The sequence below is a fragment of the Psychroflexus montanilacus genome (genome assembly GCF_020164535.1).
Classification (GTDB): Bacteria; Bacteroidota; Bacteroidia; order Flavobacteriales; family Flavobacteriaceae; genus Psychroflexus; species Psychroflexus montanilacus.
Window position 1 is genome coordinate 12,995 of the sequence record NZ_JAIQZC010000005.1, and the last position, 18,456, is coordinate 31,450.

Sequence of the window (18,456 nt, forward strand, 5' to 3'; positions counted from 1 at the left end):
TCCTTCCCCTTTGGGGAGGTTAGGTGGGGCTTACACCGCTACATCATAAGTCCTTAACGCATCATTTAGAGAGGTTTTCTTGTTGGTACTTTCTTTTCGCTTTCCAATGATCAGAGCACAAGGGACGTTGAACTCTCCTGCTGGAAATTTTTTGGTATAACTTCCAGGAATCACTACAGATCTAGCTGGTACGATGCCTTTCATCTCCACTGGCTCAGGTCCAGTCACATCTATAATTTTGGTAGAAGCCGTTAAAACGACATTTGCACCAAGCACAGCTTCTTTTTCTACGCGAACACCTTCCACCACAATACTTCTGGAACCCAAAAAAGCATTGTCTTCAATAATTACCGGAGCGGCTTGTAGCGGTTCTAAAACGCCACCAATACCAACACCTCCAGATAAATGAACGTTTTTACCAATCTGAGCACAACTTCCCACAGTTGCCCAGGTATCTACCATAGTGCCTTCATCTACGTAGGCCCCAATGTTCACATAACTTGGCATCATGATCACTCCGCTGGAGATATAAGCTCCATGTCTTGCCACAGCGTTTGGAACTACGCGGATTCCTTTTTCCTTGTAACCAGTCTTCAAAGGCATTTTATCATGATATTCAAAAATACCAGCCTCTAAGGTTTCCATTTTTTGGATAGGGAAGTAAAGCACAACTCCTTTCTTCACCCATTCGTTTACCTGCCAGCCATCTTTGGTCGGCTCTGCACAACGCAGTTCTCCACTATCTAGTTTGGATACCACAGTTCTTACGGCTTCGATGGTTTCCTGTTCTTTTAGTAATTCTCGGTTATCCCAAGCGTTTAATATGATTTTTTTTAAATCTTCCATGAGTTGTTTTTTTGCGAAGATAAGGTTTATGGCTAAATTCAAAATAACTTCCAGTACCTTATATTTGTTGCTTAATTAAGTTTATGAAAACGAAAGTTTTAGCTTTAGATTTTGGATTAAAACGGACAGGACTCGCTATTTCTGACGAAATGAAAATGATTGCCTCAGGTTTGAAAACAGTTGATTCCAGAAGACTTATGGATGAATTGAAGACTTTAATTCCTGCAGAAGATGTTGATACACTTGTGGTAGGTGAACCCAAATTTACCGATGGCAAACCGATGCAGCTAGAAAAAAATATTCTATTTCTTATTGAAGATATTCAAAAGTTATTTCCAAATCTCAAAATTGTAAGAATGGATGAGCGTTTTACGTCTAAAATGGCTTTTCAAACCATGATAGATTCTGGATTGAAAAAGAAAAAGAGACAGAATAAAGGTCTTGTGGATGAAATAAGCGCTACAATTTTGCTTCAGAATTACTTACAATAAATCTTGAGTTTTAAATTTTGTAAATGTCAAATTCAAAAGAAATAAAACCTGTATTTTTGCACATCTAAATTGAAAATGGGCTTGCCCTCTCACTTAAAATTGAGATTATGATATTACCAATTGTAGCTTATGGTTCTCCAGTTTTGAAAAAGAAAGCTTCAGACATTTCTAAAGATTATCCTAAGTTGGATGAATTGATAGACAACATGTTCGAAACTATGTATAATGCCAATGGAGTAGGACTAGCAGCTCCTCAAATAGGACTCTCCATTAGATTATTTATCGTTGATGCCAAACCATTTTCTCAGGATGAGTCTTTAAGTGAAGAAGAAGTGAAGGAGTTGGAAAATTTTAAACGCATTTTTATAAATCCTAAGATTATTGAGGAAAATGGAATTGAGTGGGATTTTAATGAAGGCTGCCTAAGTATTCCTGATGTCCATGAAGATATTTTTAGAAAACCTGAAATTCAAATTGAATATTATGATGAGAATTTCAAAAAGCATACAGAATCATTAAGTGGACTTCCTGCTAGAGTGGTTCAGCATGAGTACGATCACATTGAAGGTGTTCTGTTTACCGATAGGATTTCAAATTTGAAAAAGAGATTGATCAAAAGTAAATTGACAAACATTACAAAAGGAAAAGTTGATGTGGGATATAAAATGAAGTATCCACTTGCTAAAAAAATACGCTAAAGCTACTTCAGAATTTAAACAAATCGCATATTTGCCAGCCAAAAAAATAAGGTATGAAATTAGACAAAGTATTATCTATATCTGGAAAACCAGGACTTTATGAATTGAAAGCTCAAACCAGAGGTGGCTTTCTAGCCGAGTCTTTTATTGATGGAAAGAAAATTCCTGTAAGCATGAGAAATAATGTAAGTATTCTTAGCGAGATCGCTATCTATACCTATTCAGAAGAAGTTCCTCTAAGAGAGGTTTTTCAAAAAATTCATGATAAAGAAGAAGGGAAACCGTCTATAGATCACAAATCACCAAAGAATGAGTTGACAACTTATTTTAGAGAAATTCTTCCTGAGTATGATGAAGATAGAGTATACCCATCAGATATAAAGAAAGTAATCCAATGGTATAACTTATTAATTTCGAAAAATATCACTGATTTTTCAGATCCTAAAGCTGAAGAAGATTCAGCTAACGAAGAAACGGAAAATTAAAACAAACCCAAAACCAACTAAACCCTCTAATTTCTAGAGGGTTTTTTGGTTTTAATCCCTATTTTTAAACAAAAAAAGGATGTATACACGAAAGGAACAACTTGCAGCTTTTGAAAGGTTACTCAATATTATGGATGAATTGAGAGAAAAATGTCCCTGGGACCGTAAACAAACTATGGAATCCTTGAGAAACCTTACTGTTGAAGAAGTTTACGAACTTGGAGACGCTATTTTGGAAAAAGATTCTGAAGAGATCAAAAAAGAGCTTGGAGATGTTCTTCTACACATTGTTTTTTATTCTAAAATCGGTAGTGAAACGCAAGACTTTGATATAGCTGAAGTTATCAATTCACTTTGTGAAAAATTGATAGATAGACATCCTCACATCTATGGAGACGTTGAGGCTAATGATGAAAAACAAGTTAAGGAAAACTGGGAAAAGCTTAAGCTGAAAGAAGGTAATAAGAGTGTTTTAGGTGGAGTTCCAAAATCTTTACCTGCTCTTATAAAAGCCAGTCGTGTTCAAGATAAAGTGGCAGGTGTAGGTTTTGACTGGGAAGAGCCAAAACAGGTTTTTGAGAAAGTGAAAGAGGAACTTGCAGAACTTCAGGAAGAGATAGAACACAATCAGCAGGATAAAATTGAACAAGAGTTTGGTGATGTTTTATTTTCTATGATAAATTATGCTCGCTTCCTAAAAATTGATCCTGAGACAGCTTTAGAAAGAACCAACAAAAAATTCATTTTTAGATTTCAATATTTGGAGAAAAAAGCGAAAGAACTCAACCTTGATTTATCAGAAATGTCTTTATTAGAAATGGATAAATTTTGGGAAGAAGCAAAAACTATAAAACTTTAATAAAATTCAATTTCAATAAGTTAAAGCTATCTTTAAACTTCGTTTATTTTTTGGGTAACTTATTTGAAATAATAATATTGCACTTAAATTAAAACATACATCATGAAAAAAGTAATTTCAACAGTCGGCCTATTTTTGTTTACTATTTTTGCCGTTACTGCTCAAACACAAGAAAAAGTAACAGACGAACAACTTCAGAAGTTTGCTCAAGCCTATCAAACTGTTCAGCAATCCAACCAGGAAATGCAACAGAAAATGGTTTCTGCAATTGAAGATGAAGGTATTACTGCAGAACGTTTCAATACCATTTATGAGGCAAAAATGGATCCTGAAAAGGAAGTGGATGCTTCAGAAGATGAGATGAAAAAGCAGGAAGCTGCTATGGAGAAAGTGCAAAAAATGCAGGAAGATTCTCAAAAAGTAATGGAAGACAAAATCAAAGAAAAAGGATTGACAATGGAGCAATTTCAAAATATTGGTGCTCAAGTTCAACAAAATCCTGAGTTGCAACAAAAAATGCAAGCCATTATGATGAAGCAAGAAACTGGTAACAATCCAATGAAAAAGAAACAATAAAAATCTTTTTCAATCTAATAGAAAAGGTCAGAATTAAATTCTGGCCTTTTCTATTTTATAATAAGTCTTTTTACAATGGAATTTCCTTTTTGCTCAATTTTCACAAAATAGCTTCCACTGGAAAATTGACTTACATCTCCTTCGTAGTTTTTTCTATAAGTTTGAGTGCTCAAAAGCCTCTTTCCAGAAACGTCAAAAATTTCAATTGTTTTGTGCCCTCTTAAATTAAAGTCTAAATTAACCTTTGAGTTTTTAGTAGGGTTGGGATATAATACTACCTCTAGAGGTTTAGAAAATTGATAGTTTGATAAGAGTTGTTCTGCCGTAATTAAAATATTATCCACAGACCATCTGGTCGCTTCCTGACCACCTGTAGTGTCATATCTGAAGGCAATGTAAACCTCGCCGGTAATTTCTGAAATATCAATATCCGTCGCTTCGTAGACAAAAAGAGAAGATGTGCCATCTGGATGAAGCGGAATAGACACATTTGGTATTTCCTCCCATTCAAAATTTGAAGGATTACCATTGCCGTCGTAGGTGGAGGAATAAAGTAGCTCAAGTTTTGTATTGCCGAAGCTTGCAGAAGTCCAGAAGCTCATTTTTTCTACTTCATGATTATCAAAGTTAAGAGCATTGGTAGTAATCAACCAATCTAAACTCGGTACTTGCTGCCCATTCTGAAATGCATTCATTTGATATGCCTGAGAGCTATTTTCACCTGCAGATTGCCTGCACTCCCAGTCGATATTACTTTGTTCACTTACGCTTGTGAAATTACTAAGGACGCTACTGCAATTTTCAAAATCTTCATAAAAAAGTATGTTTGATTCAGCTAAAGTTACCACTTCCAGATTTTCACTGGGATCAGAAATATTATCACTTAAGTCTATCGCGTAAACCCTAAAGTTATATAGTGTTTCAGGAGAAAGGTCTTCCACTTCAAAATTTAGTATTTCAGAATTGACTTCTGCTATGTTTACGTTGTCCTGTTCAATAATATATTTATTTATACCGATATTGTCTTCGGATGGCTCCCAGCTGAGTTCAACACTAGAATCTGAAATGTAGACTGCTTGAAGGTTTTGAGGCGCAGAAGGAGGTTGATTGTCTGTTTCTCCCCAGATTTGGTAAGCAAACTCAGGGCGATCTATTAATGGATTTCTATTGCCTTGAAATTGATAGCCATTGTTATTTCTGTCAATTTCTCTTTGACTTACAGGATCGTTGGTATGCCATGATAACAACAAGTCGATGTACCAGTCTACAAAGAAGTCTTGGGGATTGTCTGCCAAAACTTCGTTTTTTTTCCAGCTGGTGCTGAACTCATCTTCATACCTAATGGCAAAATATAAAATGGATCTAGCGATATCTCCCTTAAACTCATCTAAAGGTTCAAATACAGTTCCCTCATAGCCGGAGAATGTGTTTGGACCACGTTTGGAACCGTTACTTGATACATAACTAGGTTGATTTACTTCACCAAAAGGGAAACTTCCTCTAGCTCCATTTACAGACCCGTCTGATGGTACAACGTGGAAATAATCATTTTTCATAGGAGAAGCACTATTAAAAGTGGATTGTGGTACAAGGTGTTCACGATTGTAACAGTCTCCTTCACCGCTATAATTGCCACATTGATTTTGAAAGTGTTCGTAATTATATGCTTCTTCTCCATTAGGAATTTCAGAATACATATCTAAAACTGTCCCGTCTTCTTCAAAATAATCATCTGTATCTCCACTATTTTCTGAAGCATAAGCATCATACAAAGCTCCATATCCCTGGTCTTGATGAAAAGGAAAACCACTTCCATCATCTTCACTGTCTATGATGTTTTTTAAAGCTGTTTTTAATTGAAATCCGGAAAGCCCTTCAGCGTTATTATAGTAACCCGAGGGTGCCTGAGCAAATCCCAAATAAGAGATTAACAAAAAGATTGGTAGTGAAAAGTGTTTCATTTTAGACAGATTTTTGAAGTACAGCATAATAAAATCCATCAAAACCTGATTTATGAGCAAGAATTTTTTCATCCTCACTCAGTTGAAAGGCTTCACCAGATTCAGAATTTATAAATTCCTGAACTTGCATTTGATTTTCGGAAGGTAAAATAGAACAGGTCGCATACACCAAGATTCCTCCAGGCTTTACCATTTTGCTATAATCCTGAAGTAATTCCTGTTGTTTTTGTCTAATTTCAACAAGAAATTCTGGAGACAGTTTCCATTTTGCATCTGGATTTCTTCTCAGAACTCCAAGTCCGGTACATGGTGCGTCAATCAAAACTCGATCTGCAGAATTGTGAAGTTTTTTTATGACCTTGGTAGAATCAATAACCCGAGTTTCCAGATTATGAGCACCAGCTCTTTTAGCTCTTCGCTTTAATTCTTTCAATTTATTACCGTAAATATCCATGGCAATAATTTGTCCTTTGTTTTCCATCAATGCAGCGATATGAAGCGATTTGCCGCCAGCACCAGCACAAGCATCAACTACACGCATTCCTGGCTCTAGCTTCAACGCATGAGCTACTTTTTGGGACGATCCATCTTGTACTTCAAACAGCCCTTTTTTGAAAGCATCTGTTTTAAAAACATCTGCTCTTTCATAAAGTTCTAAAGCCTCTGGATAGCCTTTTACCATCTTGGTAGGAATAAATTCTTCATCCAGAATAAGTTGAAGTTTTTTTGGAGTTGTTTTGAGCGTGTTAGTTCTAAGAATGACTTTGGCCTGCTCGTTTAATGCCTTTATTTCTTCCTCCCAAAGTTTACCAAGTTCTTTTCTTCCTAGTTCGTCCAGCCAATCTGGTATAGATTCAGAGTATTTTGTGATTTTGGATAATTCATCAAATCTACCTTTAATACGTCGAGTTGGAGTGTCTTCAAACTGTTTCCAATCTGGAATTTCAATTCCCTTGAGCGTCGCCCAGACAGTAAATAATCGAAATAAATTAGGTCTGGAATAGGGAGCGTTCACGTCGGCGATTTCAGAGTACAATCTTTTCCACCTCACGATATCGTAAGTGGTTTCTGCGATAAAGCCTCTATCTCTGGAGCCCCAGCGTTTATCTCGCTTTAAAGTATTGGATATTTCTTTGTCGGCGTACTTGCCTTCATTAAAAATGAGGTGTAATGTGTCTATGACGGCGAAAACTAAATTTCTATGTAAGCGCATGATTATGATTTAATCTGCAAAAATAGATATTTAGTCGTTAGAAGACTTGTCAGATTTGTATTGTTTCAAAAGTTTTTTATGAAAGTCATATTCAGCTTTTTTCAGCATCATGATTTGTTTTGGTGAGATGACTTCTTTTAAATTCTTGACAAATTCCTCTCTGTATTCAACTCGTGATCTTTTGTAAGACATATAGTCATTGAGAAGTTTATTGGACTCAGACTGACTCAACTCTTCAATATTTTCCAACTGAGACTTTATGGAAGACCATTCATTGGACCTGAGTTCCTCATATTTTTTGTTGTGCTTATTGTACACAGGCCAAAAGCGTTTGGCTTCACTACCTGTCAGGTTGAGTTCTTCTGTAAAGAAAGCAATCTTAAGTTGCTCAATTTTTTCACTCTCGCTGTTTTGCGAATTACCGTAGAAACCGAGTAGGAAAGTGAACAAGATTATAAATAGGCTTTTTTTATTCATTGTCAAAATCTTGATCGTCAAGATTATCATTGAGATATTCAATAATATCCTGATCGTTTAATGTTGTAATATTTTCATCAACTAGTTTTTTCACAGTTGTATTTTCAAAATCTATATAATCTTCTGGAGTCTCTAGATTGAAGTCTAGGTATCTTTCTATCATATCATTGTCAAGATCAGAGAATTGAAGGTTTTTATTTGGGCTCATGGAATCAATATACAAAGCACCAATAACAGCAAAGGCAACAATGGCTGCTGCTGCTACCCATTTACTCCAATCTTTTAACTGAATCACTTTAGAAGAATTTTCCTCTGAAGGTGTTTTTAGTTCAAAATCGCTGAAGTAATCTTCAGGAACTTTAAATCCAGATTTTTTAGCTAAAGTCTCAGATTTTAGCTGATTCATCAAAGAATTCTCCAAAGTATTGAAGTAATCTTCAGGAACTTTAAAGCCTGATCTATTTTCGTGTATGTTGTTATTTCTTGACATTATCTTTTAGACTCTGTTTCAATTTAAAGGTTTAATCCTCTTTCAAAAACTTTTCTACTTTCTTCCTGGCGTGGTGATAGTTAGATTTTAAAGCACCAACACTAGAGTTGAGAATCTCGGACATTTCTTCGTAAGGGATTTCTTCAAAATATCGCATATTGAAGACTAATTTCTGTTGTTGTGGCAATTCTTCAATCGCTTTTTGTAGCTGGAGTTGAATTTTATCTCCTTCAAAGTACACATCGCTTTCTAATGAGTCTATGAGATAGTCATTAAATTCCTGATCTGAAAGTTTCATTTTCTTCGCTTTCTTATTCAAAAAAGTAATAGATTCATTGGTAGCAATTCTATACATCCAACTAAAGAGCTTACTATCTCCCTTAAAAGATTTGATGTTTCTAAAGACCTTGATGAACGTGTTTTGCAAAACATCATCTGCATCTTCATGCAATTTCACAATAGTGCGTACATGCCAATATAGCCTTACTTTATGTTCAGAAATAAGCGCCTGAAAGGACTCATCGGTTTTGATGCCTTTTTGTAAATTCTCTATGATCTCGTTTTCCTTCAATGCGTGTTATTCAAAAGACTGCATATTGACCAACTTCTTGTAAACTCCATCGCTAATCATCAATTCCTCGTGTTTTCCTTGCTCAACAATTTCACCTTGATGTAACACAATAATACTATCTGCATTTTTAATGGTTGAAAGTCTGTGAGCAATAACGATAGAAGTTCTATTCTGCATCATGTTTTCCAAGGCTTTCTGGACAAGTTGTTCGCTTTCTGTATCCAGAGCTGAAGTAGCTTCGTCTAAAATCATTATAGGCGGATTTTTGAGAACAGCTCTGGCTATGGAAATACGCTGTTTTTGCCCACCACTTAATTTTCCTCCACTGTCACCAATATTGGTATCGATGCCTTTAGGAAAAGCACTTACAAATTCATAAGCATTTGCTATCCTTAGCGCCTCCATCAATTCTTCATCTGTAGCATTAGGCTTTCCGATTTTTAGATTTTCTTTGATGGTGTCATTAAACAGAATAGAATCCTGAGTCACCAGTCCCATCAAATTTCGTAATGATTTTTGAGTGATTTTCTTGATACTTATACCGTCAATTTTAATCTCTCCTTCATTTAAATCATAAAATCTAGTAACCAGGTTGGCGATTGTAGATTTCCCACTTCCAGACTGGCCAACCAAAGCAATGGTCTTTCCTTTTTTCACTGTTGCACTAAAATTCTTTAAAACATATTCATCTTCATATTTGAAGGATATGTTCTCTAAAGTTAGTTCTGAAGTAAACTCAGTTTTATGGATTGCATCTGCTTCATCTTGAATGTTATTTTCAGTTTCAAGAATTTCCAGAACGCGTTCTGCAGCTGCATTCCCTTTTTTGACATTATAAGAGGCTTTGGAAATACCCTTAGCCGGCGTCAAGATATTGTAAGCCAATCCCATATAAGCAATAAATGTACTGCCATCCAGAGTGCCGTCGATCAAAACCATTCGGCCTCCGTACCAAAGTAAAACAGCAATCACACTGATTCCTAGAAACTCACTGGCAGGTGAAGCTAAGTTTTGGCGATTCAATAATTTATTGGAAAAATCATAAAAGTTTTGAGTAGAAGCTTTGAATTTTGAATAGAAAATAGATTCAGCATTAAAGCCCTTGATGATTTTCAATCCTCCTAAAGTTTCTTCCAAAATGGATAAAAACAAACCCTGTTCCTGCTGAACTTTATCCGATTTTCTTTTCAGTGATTTTCCGATCAGTGATATGATAAATCCTGAAATTGGAATAAAGATGAACACAAAAATGGTCAATTCCCAGCTGATAAACAGCATAGCGCCTATAGTGAACAAAATGGTTAAAGGTTCTCTTACAATTAGTTCCAAAATCGATAAAAACGAGTGCTGTATTTCAAGTACGTCACTAGTTATCCTGGCTATAGTATCTCCTTTACGCTTCTCAGAATAATGTGAAAGTGGCAATTCAATGGTTTTTTTATAAAGTGCATTCCTCAAATCTTTTAGTACTCCATTTCTCAAAAACGTGATAAAATACATGGCGATGTAGTTGGAAATGTTTTTCAGAAAAAATAGCACAATGACCAAACTTATGACCAAGATCAAAGCAATGGAAGCATCATCCTGGGCGACTTCATTAACCTGAAAAGACAAATAATCTTTGAAATAGTCTTTCGCTTTACCGATTCCTTCATATACTGGTGGTTCAGTAATCTTTTTAGCATCTTTTCCTTTGAAAAGTACATCCAGCATGGGGATGAGCGCTATAAAAGATAGGGCACTGAAAAGTGCATAGAAAACATTAGCAATGATATTTAAAATCGCATAGCTTTTATAAGGTTTCGCAAAGCGAATAATCTTTTTAAAATAAGTCATATATTGTCTACTCAGTGAGTCCTAAATCAGTTCGGATTGTTTTAATTTTCGAATCGAGTTTTGCATCCACAGTTTCAAAATCTGAAAGCTCTTCCAAAGTAGAATTTACGCTGATGTAAAATTTGATTTTGGGTTCTGTACCACTAGGTCTAGCTGCTACTTTGGTTCCATTTTCAGTATAGTAAATAAGGACATTCGATTTTGGAATGTCGATCTCATAAGTGTCATGACTTTGCATGTTTTTTGCTGTTGAAGTTTGGTAATCTTCAATTAAAACTACCTGTTCGCCGGCAATTTCTTTAAGCGGGTTTTCTCTTAGATCAATCATTTTTTGCTTGATTTCTTTGGCACCTTCAAGTCCGCGTTTCACAAGAGAGACTAAGTGTTCTTTAAAGAACCCATGCTCTTTGTAAATCTTGATGAATTGCTCGTAAACAGATGAGCCTTGAGATTTGAGATCGGCAGCCATTTCACACACCAAAAGGATGGCGGTATTGGCATCTTTATCTCTCACAAAATCACCAACCATGTAACCAAAACTTTCTTCACCACCACCAATGTAATCTAGTTCTGGGTGATCTTTGATCAATTTTGCAATCCACTTAAAACCAGTTAAGCTTTCCATATAGTGGACACCATAAGCTTCTGTAAGTACTTTCATAAGTGGAGTAGAAACAATTGTGGAAGCTACAAAATGCGAGTCTTTTAAACTTCCGCTTTGTTTCATCTTGTCAAGCAGATACCAGGTCATCAATACCATGGTTTGGTTGCCGTTGAGTAAAGTCAATTCTCCTTGTTTATTTCTCACGGCGATACCAAGCCTGTCTCCATCGGGATCTGTTCCAATGGCTAAATCGCTTTTTTGTTTATTTGCAAGCTCGATTGCCATTTCCAAAGCTTCAGACTCTTCAGGATTTGGAGATTTTACAGTAGAAAATTCAGGATCTGGTTGAGCTTGAGCATCGACCAGATGTAAATTTTTGTAACCAGCCTTTTCAAGCAACTTAGGTACAGTGGTTATGGAAGTTCCGTGTAGAGAAGTGAACGTCACATTCAAAGCCTTTTTGGCGTCTTCAGATAAATTGAAATTAACATTCCTGACCGCTTTTTCTAAATAAGTGTTTTCAACAGTATCATCCAGTTCTTTAATTAATTCTGAATTTCTGTTGAAGTCGATATCCGTAAATTCTAAAGCATTTATTTCTGAAATGATTTCTTTGTCCTGTGGAGGCACCAACTGGCCTCCATCTTTCCAATAGACTTTATAGCCATTGTATTCTGGGGGGTTGTGACTGGCTGTCAGCATGATTCCACAGTGGCATTCCAGGTGTCTTACGGAGTAAGATAGGAGTGGAGTGGGTCTTAACTCTGGAAAAATAAAGACCTGAATTCCATTGGCAGAAAATACATCTGCCACCTGATGGGCAAAAATTTTGCTATTATGTCTACAGTCATAAGCGATGACTACTTTCAGTTTTTCACCAGGGAAAACAGATTTCATATAGTTGGAAATTCCCTGGGTGTTTTTACCAAGTGTATATTTATTAATTCTGTTGGTCCCAACCCCCATCACTCCGCGCATTCCGCCAGTTCCAAAATCCAGATTCTGGAAGAAACTTTCCTCAAGAAGTTTTGAATTTGTATCTATAAGGTGCTGAACATCTTTATTGGTGTTACTATCAAAAGTATCTGTTAGCCAAGCTTTAGCTTTATCTAAAATATTGCTCATAATCTTTTTGATTTATATTTTTTCTGAAATAATGTATCGTTTATGCTGTTGTTTGGATTTTAAAAATAACTCACCTAAAAAACCAGCCAAAAACATTTGAACTCCTATGATCATAGCCGACAAAGCTATATAAAACCAAGGATTATTGACGACCAGGATATTAGGCAATCCATTCCAAAGTTTATAAAGTTTGGAGGCGCCTATCCAAATTGCAGATAGAAATCCTACAAAAAACATCAACACACCTATAGCACCAAAGAAATGCATAGGGCGTTTGCCAAATTTTGAAAAAAACCACAAAGTCACCAAATCCAAAAATCCATTGATGAACCGTTCTGCACCAAACTTAGTTTTTCCATATTTTCTTGCCTGATGTTTTACAACTTTTTCACCAATTTTTGTGAAGCCAGCCTGCTTGGCAAGAACAGGAATATATCGGTGCATTTCTCCATAGACATCGATGTGTTTTACAACATCAAGTTTATAAGCTTTTAGTCCGCAATTAAAATCGTGTAATTTCAAACCAGAAGTCCATCTAGCGGCCTTATTAAACAGCTTCGAAGGTAAGTTTTTAAAAATAACAGAATCGTATCTTTTCTTTTTCCAGCCTGAAATAAGATCGTAATTTTCTGTTTTGATGAGTTGAAAAAGTTCCGGGATTTCTTCAGGATTATCCTGCAGATCCGCATCCATAGTGATAACAACTTTTCCTTTCGCTTCACAAAAACCGGCATGAAGTGCTTGAGATTTGCCGTAGTTTTTTTTAAAATTTATAGCCTTTACGCTATCAAATTCAGAAGAAAGTGTTTTTATGATATCCCAGGAATCGTCTGTGCTTCCATCGTTGATGAAAATAATTTCATAACTAAAATTATGTTTTTGCAAGACTTCCCGAATCCAGCGGTGTAGCTCTCTTAAGGATTCAGATTCATTGAGAAGAGGAATGACGATTGATAAATCCATGCGTCTATCAATTATTACGTTTGATCATCCCCACTATAAGCCCAACAAGAAAAGTTTTGAAAATAATGGAAAGCAAACCTATAGTTCCCAGGACAAATGGTGAGGCAAATACACCTGACATATTTCTTGTCATTTCTGCTTCTTCGTCACTCATTTGCTGCTGCTGTATTTGTGCTTCCATTTCAGCCTCCATACCTGATTTCATTTCTGAGATATATTCTGGTTCAATAAACTCATAGTGGATATAAGTGTAACCTCCGTAAATCAAGCCTCCTATAACCCCAATAGCTAGCCCTAATTTGATAGAAGTTGTAAGGTCTAGTAGACCTTCATTATCAATTTTATAGAGGTGAATTGCATACCAGACTATAGCAACGGTTATGATGAAATTCAATATAGAAATAAAGACATCAGACTCATAGTTGAATGCATAAAGCAAAACCAGAATCAGAATGGAATAGGCTCCAAATATGGTCCCAAATTTCGAAGCATAAGGTTTTACTGGAAGATCTTCTTGTTGCATGTGGAATTTTTGTAATCTGCAAATATAAGCAATAGCCTATATTAAATGATTTGTATTTGCTTTACAATCTTATTCTTCTTCTTTTGAAATTGCCTGGTTAAGCATCTTTTCAAGTTTATCTGTAATTTGACCAGGTAAATTACCATCAAATTCTTCACTGTGTAATTTTGCAGTAAATGATAGATCTTGAAAATGAATCAAAACTCCATCTTCTTTCCCTTCTTCATCATTCTTATTTTCGGTTTTCTCAATTAAAACTCTAAGCGGAAGATCAATTGAAAAATTTGGGTTCTGCTGCATCAGTTGTGTACCGACTTTTGGGTTTCCAAATACAAAAAGGTGTAAGGGTTTCAATTCAGCTCCAATGTTTTTAGCATCTTTGGCGAAATCTTTTGACTCAAAAAGGCTTAAGTCTTCATTGCTCTCTATTAGTTTTTCGATAGAAGAAACCGTTTCCTCGTAGTTTTTAGGACTTTTAATGGTTCTAATGCCATTGTTATCAAGAGAGTCAATAGGAGAGTTCTGAGTGTAAGCAGCATTGGAGCTTTGTTTGAGAAAGGTTTCAGACAAGGTTCCTACACTTCTTAAAGCTGCACTATTAGCTAGCCCGTATCGTTTCAAAAAATAATCTTCACTTCTTGCAACAATAAATTTTTCATTTTCGATTTGAAAAAATCCAATTCTTATAGGGAATTCTAAAGCCATCAAAGGATTCTCATCAATTAAAGGTACACTATACCTGGGGTTATCAATAAAAAAAACTTGATTAAAACCTAATTCTAAATTGACATCCTTTGCGTTTTGTACATGATTTATTTCTGTTGAAATTTCTAAAGTTCTGTCTGTATTGACGTAGGATTTAAAATTCTCTGCAGCTTCTTCTAAATCATCTGTCTGTGTAAAAATTAAACCTGGAGAAATATTTTCATCTATTGTAGAAATATCCTTTTTTTCTGAATTGTCTTTACAGGATAATAATAATAAACAGAAAAGAAAGGCTGGGAGTATGGATTTGAGTTTGTGTTTCATTGTATTTGCTTTTTTACAAATCTATCAAATAACTTAGTACCGTCTTCGATTTGAGCGAATATATAAAGCAGATGCCTTCAAAATCTTTTATATTTACCCTCAAACTATATAAACCTATGAAACACTTACTAAAAGCTAAGGTGAATGAAGAGCATGAGTTTGAATTTGAACAAGAGCAAATTCAAAACCTGGATGTACAGAAAACATCTTCTGGAGCTTATCATTTACTGGTAAACGATAAGTCTGTTGCTTCAGAAATTGTGGCTTCAGATTTTTTGAATAGAAGCTACACTGTTAAAATTAATTCCAATTTATACCAAGTTAAAATATCCAATCAACTGGATGTTCTCATCAAAGACATGGGGCTTTCTCTGTCTGCCAACCAGGTCATTAATGAAATAAAGGCACCTATGCCAGGAATGATTCTGGATGTATCTGTCGAAGTTGGTCAAGAAGTGATGGAAGGGGATAGTCTTTTGGTTTTAGAAGCGATGAAAATGGAAAATACCATAATGGCTCCTAGAGATGCAGTGATCAAATCCATCACTGTGAAGAAAGGTAAAACTGTAAGCAAAAATGAGGTTTTAATTGAAATGGAATAAATTATTCTTATGAAAAAAATATTAGTTGCAAATAGAGGGGAAATTGCTTTAAGGGTCATGAAAACTATAAAACAGATGGGAATCCAAACTGTTGCTATTTTTTCTGAAGCCGATAGGAATGCTCCTCATGTAAGGTTTGCTGATGAAGCGATTTGCGTCGGACCAGCACCTTCCAATCAATCTTACCTATTAGGAGATAAAATTATAGAAATCGCAAAATCTCACCAAGTAGATGGCATACATCCTGGTTATGGATTTCTAAGTGAAAATGCAGATTTTGCTGAAAAAGTCGAGAATAATGGTCTTACATTCATAGGTCCTAAATCCCATGCTATTCGTATTATGGGAGATAAGCTTTCTGCTAAAGAAACTGTAAAGTCTTATGATATACCTATGGTTCCTGGAATAGATGAAGCTATCACAGATACCAAAAAGGCAAAAGAAATCGCTAAAGAAATAGGTTATCCAATTCTCATAAAAGCTTCTGCTGGCGGTGGAGGTAAAGGGATGCGAGTTGTAGAAGAAGAAACAAAGCTCGAAGAACAAATGAAACGTGCCATCAGTGAAGCTGAATCTGCGTTCGGGAATGGAGCTGTTTTTATTGAAAAATATGTGGGTTCGCCCAGACATATTGAGATTCAGGTGTTGGCAGATACCCACGGGAATGTCTTGCATTTGTTTGAACGCGAATGTTCAGTTCAAAGACGTCACCAAAAAGTGGTAGAAGAAGCGCCTTCAGTAATTTTAACTCCAGAACTGAGAGAAAAGATGGGACAAGCTGCCATCAATGTTGCCAAATCCTGTGACTATGTTGGCGCTGGTACTGTAGAATTTCTAATGGATGAACACAAGAATTTCTACTTTCTGGAAATGAATACACGTCTACAGGTGGAACATCCTGTTACAGAATTAATCTCTGGAGTGGATTTAGTTGAACAACAAATCCGTATTGCCAGAGGAGAAGTTCTTCAGATTGAACAAAAAGATTTGAAAATAAAAGGACATGCTTTGGAATTGAGGGTTTATGCTGAAGATCCCACCGATGACTTTTTACCAAGTGTTGGAACATTAGAACGTTACAGAAAACCCAGCGGAGAAGGGATTCGGGTAGATGATGGTTTTGAAGAAGGCATGGAAATTCCAATTTATTATGACCCGATGTTGTCAAAATTGGTGACTTATGGAGCCAATCGGGAAGCGGCCATTCAACTTATGTTGGAAGCAATTAAGCAGTATGAAGTTAAAGGCGTGGCAACAACTTTACCTTTCGGAAAATTTGTATTCAACCATGAAGCCTTTCGATCTGGAAACTTTGATACGCATTTTGTCAAAAAGTACTACACACCTGAGATCCTGCAAGAAGAAGTAAAAGAAGAAGCTTACTTAGCAGCATTGATGGCTATGAAGCAATATCAGGAAGATCAAAAAAAATTACGCATCCCAGAAGTTACATCAGAAACAAAAATCCAATGAGTAAAAACATAAAAATACTTCAAGACAAACTTGAACAAGCCAGACTTGGTGGAGGGCAAAAGAGAATTGATAAACAACACGAAAAAAAGAAACTCACCGCGAGAGAGCGAGTGGACTATCTGTTAGATGAAGGCTCTTTTGAAGAAATAGGAGCGCTAGTAACGCATAGAACCACAGATTTTGGTATGCAAGATCAAATCTATTATGGTGATGGCGTAGTAACGGGTTACGGAACCGTAAACAATAAACTGGTGTATGTCTATGCTCAGGATTTCACGGTATTCGGCGGTGCATTGTCTGAAACGCATGCCGAAAAAATATGTAAACTGATGGATCATGCCCTTAAAGTTGGTGCACCAATTATAGGACTCAACGATTCTGGTGGAGCCAGAATACAGGAAGGAGTAAGATCATTGGGTGGTTATGCTGATATTTTTTATCGAAATGTACAGGCTTCTGGCGTAGTACCTCAAATTTCGGCCATCATGGGACCTTGTGCTGGAGGTGCAGTGTATTCACCTGCCATGACCGATTTTACCTTTATGGTGGAAAACACAAGTTATATGTTTGTGACTGGTCCTAATGTTGTGAAAACAGTTACCAACGAAGAAGTCACTTCTGAAGAACTTGGGGGTGCTAGCACACACTCAACTAAATCTGGGGTGACGCATTTTACTTCAGTTAACGATGTGGAGTGTTTAGAACACATCAAAGTTTTACTCAGTTATATCCCGCAGAATAACACTGAAACTCCAGAACACTTTCCAGTGGACTTACAAGATGAGGTAAGAGAAAATCTGGATTCATTAATTCCTGATAGTCCCAATAAACCTTATGACATGCATGAGGTCATCAAAGGCATCATCGATGAGGATTCTTTCTTCGAAGTTCATAAAAATTATGCAGACAATATCATCGTAGGCTTTTCCAGGATAGGAGGAAGGAGTGTTGGCGTAGTTGCCAATCAACCCATGAGTCTGGCTGGAGTTTTAGATGTAGATGCGTCTAAAAAAGCAGCAAGATTTGTTAGATTCTGTGACGCCTTCAACATTCCTTTGCTTGTTTTGGTCGATGTTCCTGGGTTTTTACCTGGTACAGACCAGGAATGGAATGGGATAATTTTACATGGTGCCAAATTACTTTATGCTTTAAGCGAAGCCACTGTTCCTAGAGTTACCGTTATTACTCGAAAAGCTTATGGTGGTGCTTATGATGTGATGAATTCTAAACACATTGGCGCTGATCTTAATTTTGCATGGCCTACGGCTGAAATTGCAGTGATGGGAGCTAAGGGAGCTTCTGAAATCATTTTCAGAAAGGAAATTCAGGAAGCAGAAGATTCTGAATTGAAATTGTCTGAAAAAGAAGCAGAATATGCTGAAACTTTTGCCAATCCATTTAAAGCAGCACAGCGAGGTTTTATTGATGAGGTGATCTTGCCTAGAGAAACCCGAAGAAAATTAATTAAAGCTTTTGCAATGCTTGAAAATAAAGACGTCCAGCGTCCAAAACGAAAGCATGGAAATATTCCATTGTAATTTATACAAATTAGAATAAAACAAAAAAGCCTCAGTAATGAGGCTTTTTTGTTTTTGAATATAATGCTTGGTGCGATCGTCTCGCTCGCATTATCT

At 36.1% G+C, this 18,456-nt stretch carries 19 protein-coding genes; 8 read left to right on the plus strand and 11 right to left on the minus strand.

The genetic code is table 11. From position 1 onward, the window contains the following. Positions 1 to 30: 30 nt before the first annotated feature. Entirely contained in the window at positions 31 to 846 is an 816-nt protein-coding gene (locus tag LB454_RS12865) for a 2,3,4,5-tetrahydropyridine-2,6-dicarboxylate N-succinyltransferase (protein ID WP_224465086.1), read from the minus strand. A gap of 83 nt (positions 847 to 929) precedes the next feature. On the opposite strand from LB454_RS12865, the gene ruvX reads away from it, so the two are divergent. The 5 genes from ruvX to LB454_RS12890 all read left to right on the plus strand — a co-directional run bounded on the left by ruvX (position 930) and on the right by LB454_RS12890 (position 3,955). Next, a complete protein-coding gene (ruvX, locus tag LB454_RS12870) occupies positions 930 to 1,337 on the plus strand; it encodes a Holliday junction resolvase RuvX (RefSeq protein ID WP_224465087.1) in 408 nt (135 codons plus the stop codon). A gap of 107 nt (positions 1,338 to 1,444) precedes the next feature. Next, positions 1,445 to 2,035 carry a peptide deformylase gene (gene def / locus LB454_RS12875; RefSeq protein WP_224465088.1) on the plus strand — a complete coding sequence of 197 codons (591 nt, stop codon included), beginning with the start codon at positions 1,445 to 1,447 and terminating at the stop codon, positions 2,033 to 2,035. A gap of 53 nt (positions 2,036 to 2,088) precedes the next feature. Beyond that, positions 2,089 to 2,520 carry a DUF5606 family protein gene (locus LB454_RS12880; RefSeq protein WP_224465089.1) on the plus strand — a complete coding sequence of 144 codons (432 nt, stop codon included), beginning with the start codon at positions 2,089 to 2,091 and terminating at the stop codon, positions 2,518 to 2,520. 79 nt (positions 2,521 to 2,599) lie between these two features. Beyond that, a complete protein-coding gene (gene mazG / locus LB454_RS12885) occupies positions 2,600 to 3,379 on the plus strand; it encodes a nucleoside triphosphate pyrophosphohydrolase (RefSeq protein ID WP_224465090.1) in 780 nt (259 codons plus the stop codon). Between the two features lie 102 nt (positions 3,380 to 3,481). Beyond that, the gene (locus LB454_RS12890; RefSeq protein WP_224465091.1) at positions 3,482 to 3,955 is read left to right on the plus strand and encodes a DUF4168 domain-containing protein; all 474 of its coding nucleotides are present in this window, start codon (positions 3,482 to 3,484) and stop codon (positions 3,953 to 3,955) included. Positions 3,956 to 4,005: 50 nt separating this feature from the next. Here LB454_RS12890 and LB454_RS12895 read toward each other — a convergent pair whose 3' ends face one another. From LB454_RS12895 to LB454_RS12940, 10 genes are all read right to left on the minus strand, one after another. Continuing rightward, positions 4,006 to 5,916 carry an endonuclease gene (locus LB454_RS12895; protein WP_224465092.1) on the minus strand — a complete coding sequence of 637 codons (1,911 nt, stop codon included), beginning with the start codon at positions 5,914 to 5,916 and terminating at the stop codon, positions 4,006 to 4,008. 1 nt (position 5,917) lies between these two features. Next, positions 5,918 to 7,129: an RsmB/NOP family class I SAM-dependent RNA methyltransferase gene (locus tag LB454_RS12900; RefSeq protein ID WP_224465093.1), complete on the minus strand. Its 1,212-nt coding sequence runs from the start codon at positions 7,127 to 7,129 to the stop codon at positions 5,918 to 5,920. Positions 7,130 to 7,159: 30 nt separating this feature from the next. Then, entirely contained in the window at positions 7,160 to 7,606 is a 447-nt protein-coding gene (locus LB454_RS12905) for a hypothetical protein (protein WP_224465094.1), read from the minus strand. Then, the gene (locus LB454_RS12910; protein ID WP_224465095.1) at positions 7,599 to 8,096 is read right to left on the minus strand and encodes a hypothetical protein; all 498 of its coding nucleotides are present in this window, start codon (positions 8,094 to 8,096) and stop codon (positions 7,599 to 7,601) included. Before LB454_RS12910 ends, LB454_RS12905 begins: the two co-directional genes overlap by 8 nt. A gap of 31 nt (positions 8,097 to 8,127) precedes the next feature. Beyond that, entirely contained in the window at positions 8,128 to 8,667 is a 540-nt protein-coding gene (locus tag LB454_RS12915) for an RNA polymerase sigma factor (RefSeq protein WP_224465096.1), read from the minus strand. A gap of 6 nt (positions 8,668 to 8,673) precedes the next feature. Next, complete coding sequence (locus LB454_RS12920) at positions 8,674 to 10,503, minus strand: ABC transporter ATP-binding protein (RefSeq protein WP_224465097.1); 1,830 nt, start codon at positions 10,501 to 10,503, stop codon at positions 8,674 to 8,676. Between the two features lie 7 nt (positions 10,504 to 10,510). Continuing rightward, positions 10,511 to 12,232, minus strand: a complete 1,722-nt coding sequence (locus tag LB454_RS12925) for a phospho-sugar mutase (RefSeq protein WP_224465098.1) — start codon at positions 12,230 to 12,232, stop codon at positions 10,511 to 10,513. Positions 12,233 to 12,244: 12 nt separating this feature from the next. Beyond that, positions 12,245 to 13,195 (minus strand): glycosyltransferase family 2 protein, encoded by a 951-nt coding sequence (locus LB454_RS12930; RefSeq protein ID WP_224465099.1) that lies wholly within the window; start codon positions 13,193 to 13,195, stop codon positions 12,245 to 12,247. A 7-nt stretch (positions 13,196 to 13,202) separates the two neighbouring features. Next, on the minus strand, positions 13,203 to 13,718 hold the full coding sequence (locus LB454_RS12935) for a DUF4199 domain-containing protein (RefSeq protein WP_224465100.1): 516 nt from the start codon (positions 13,716 to 13,718) through the stop codon (positions 13,203 to 13,205). A 69-nt stretch (positions 13,719 to 13,787) separates the two neighbouring features. Beyond that, the gene (locus tag LB454_RS12940) at positions 13,788 to 14,747 is read right to left on the minus strand and encodes a DUF302 domain-containing protein (protein ID WP_224465101.1); all 960 of its coding nucleotides are present in this window, start codon (positions 14,745 to 14,747) and stop codon (positions 13,788 to 13,790) included. Between the two features lie 116 nt (positions 14,748 to 14,863). Here LB454_RS12940 and LB454_RS12945 point away from each other — a divergent pair, with 116 nt between their 5' ends. From LB454_RS12945 to LB454_RS12955, 3 genes are read left to right on the plus strand one after another with little or no spacing between them, the layout of a single operon-like run. After that, a complete protein-coding gene (locus tag LB454_RS12945; protein WP_224465102.1) occupies positions 14,864 to 15,349 on the plus strand; it encodes a biotin/lipoyl-containing protein in 486 nt (161 codons plus the stop codon). Between the two features lie 9 nt (positions 15,350 to 15,358). Then, positions 15,359 to 16,822: an acetyl-CoA carboxylase biotin carboxylase subunit gene (accC, locus tag LB454_RS12950; protein ID WP_224465103.1), complete on the plus strand. Its 1,464-nt coding sequence runs from the start codon at positions 15,359 to 15,361 to the stop codon at positions 16,820 to 16,822. Then, complete coding sequence (locus tag LB454_RS12955) at positions 16,819 to 18,360, plus strand: acyl-CoA carboxylase subunit beta (protein WP_224465104.1); 1,542 nt, start codon at positions 16,819 to 16,821, stop codon at positions 18,358 to 18,360. The genes accC and LB454_RS12955 overlap by 4 nt, the downstream gene beginning before the upstream one ends. The last annotated feature ends 96 nt before the right edge of the window (positions 18,361 to 18,456 follow it).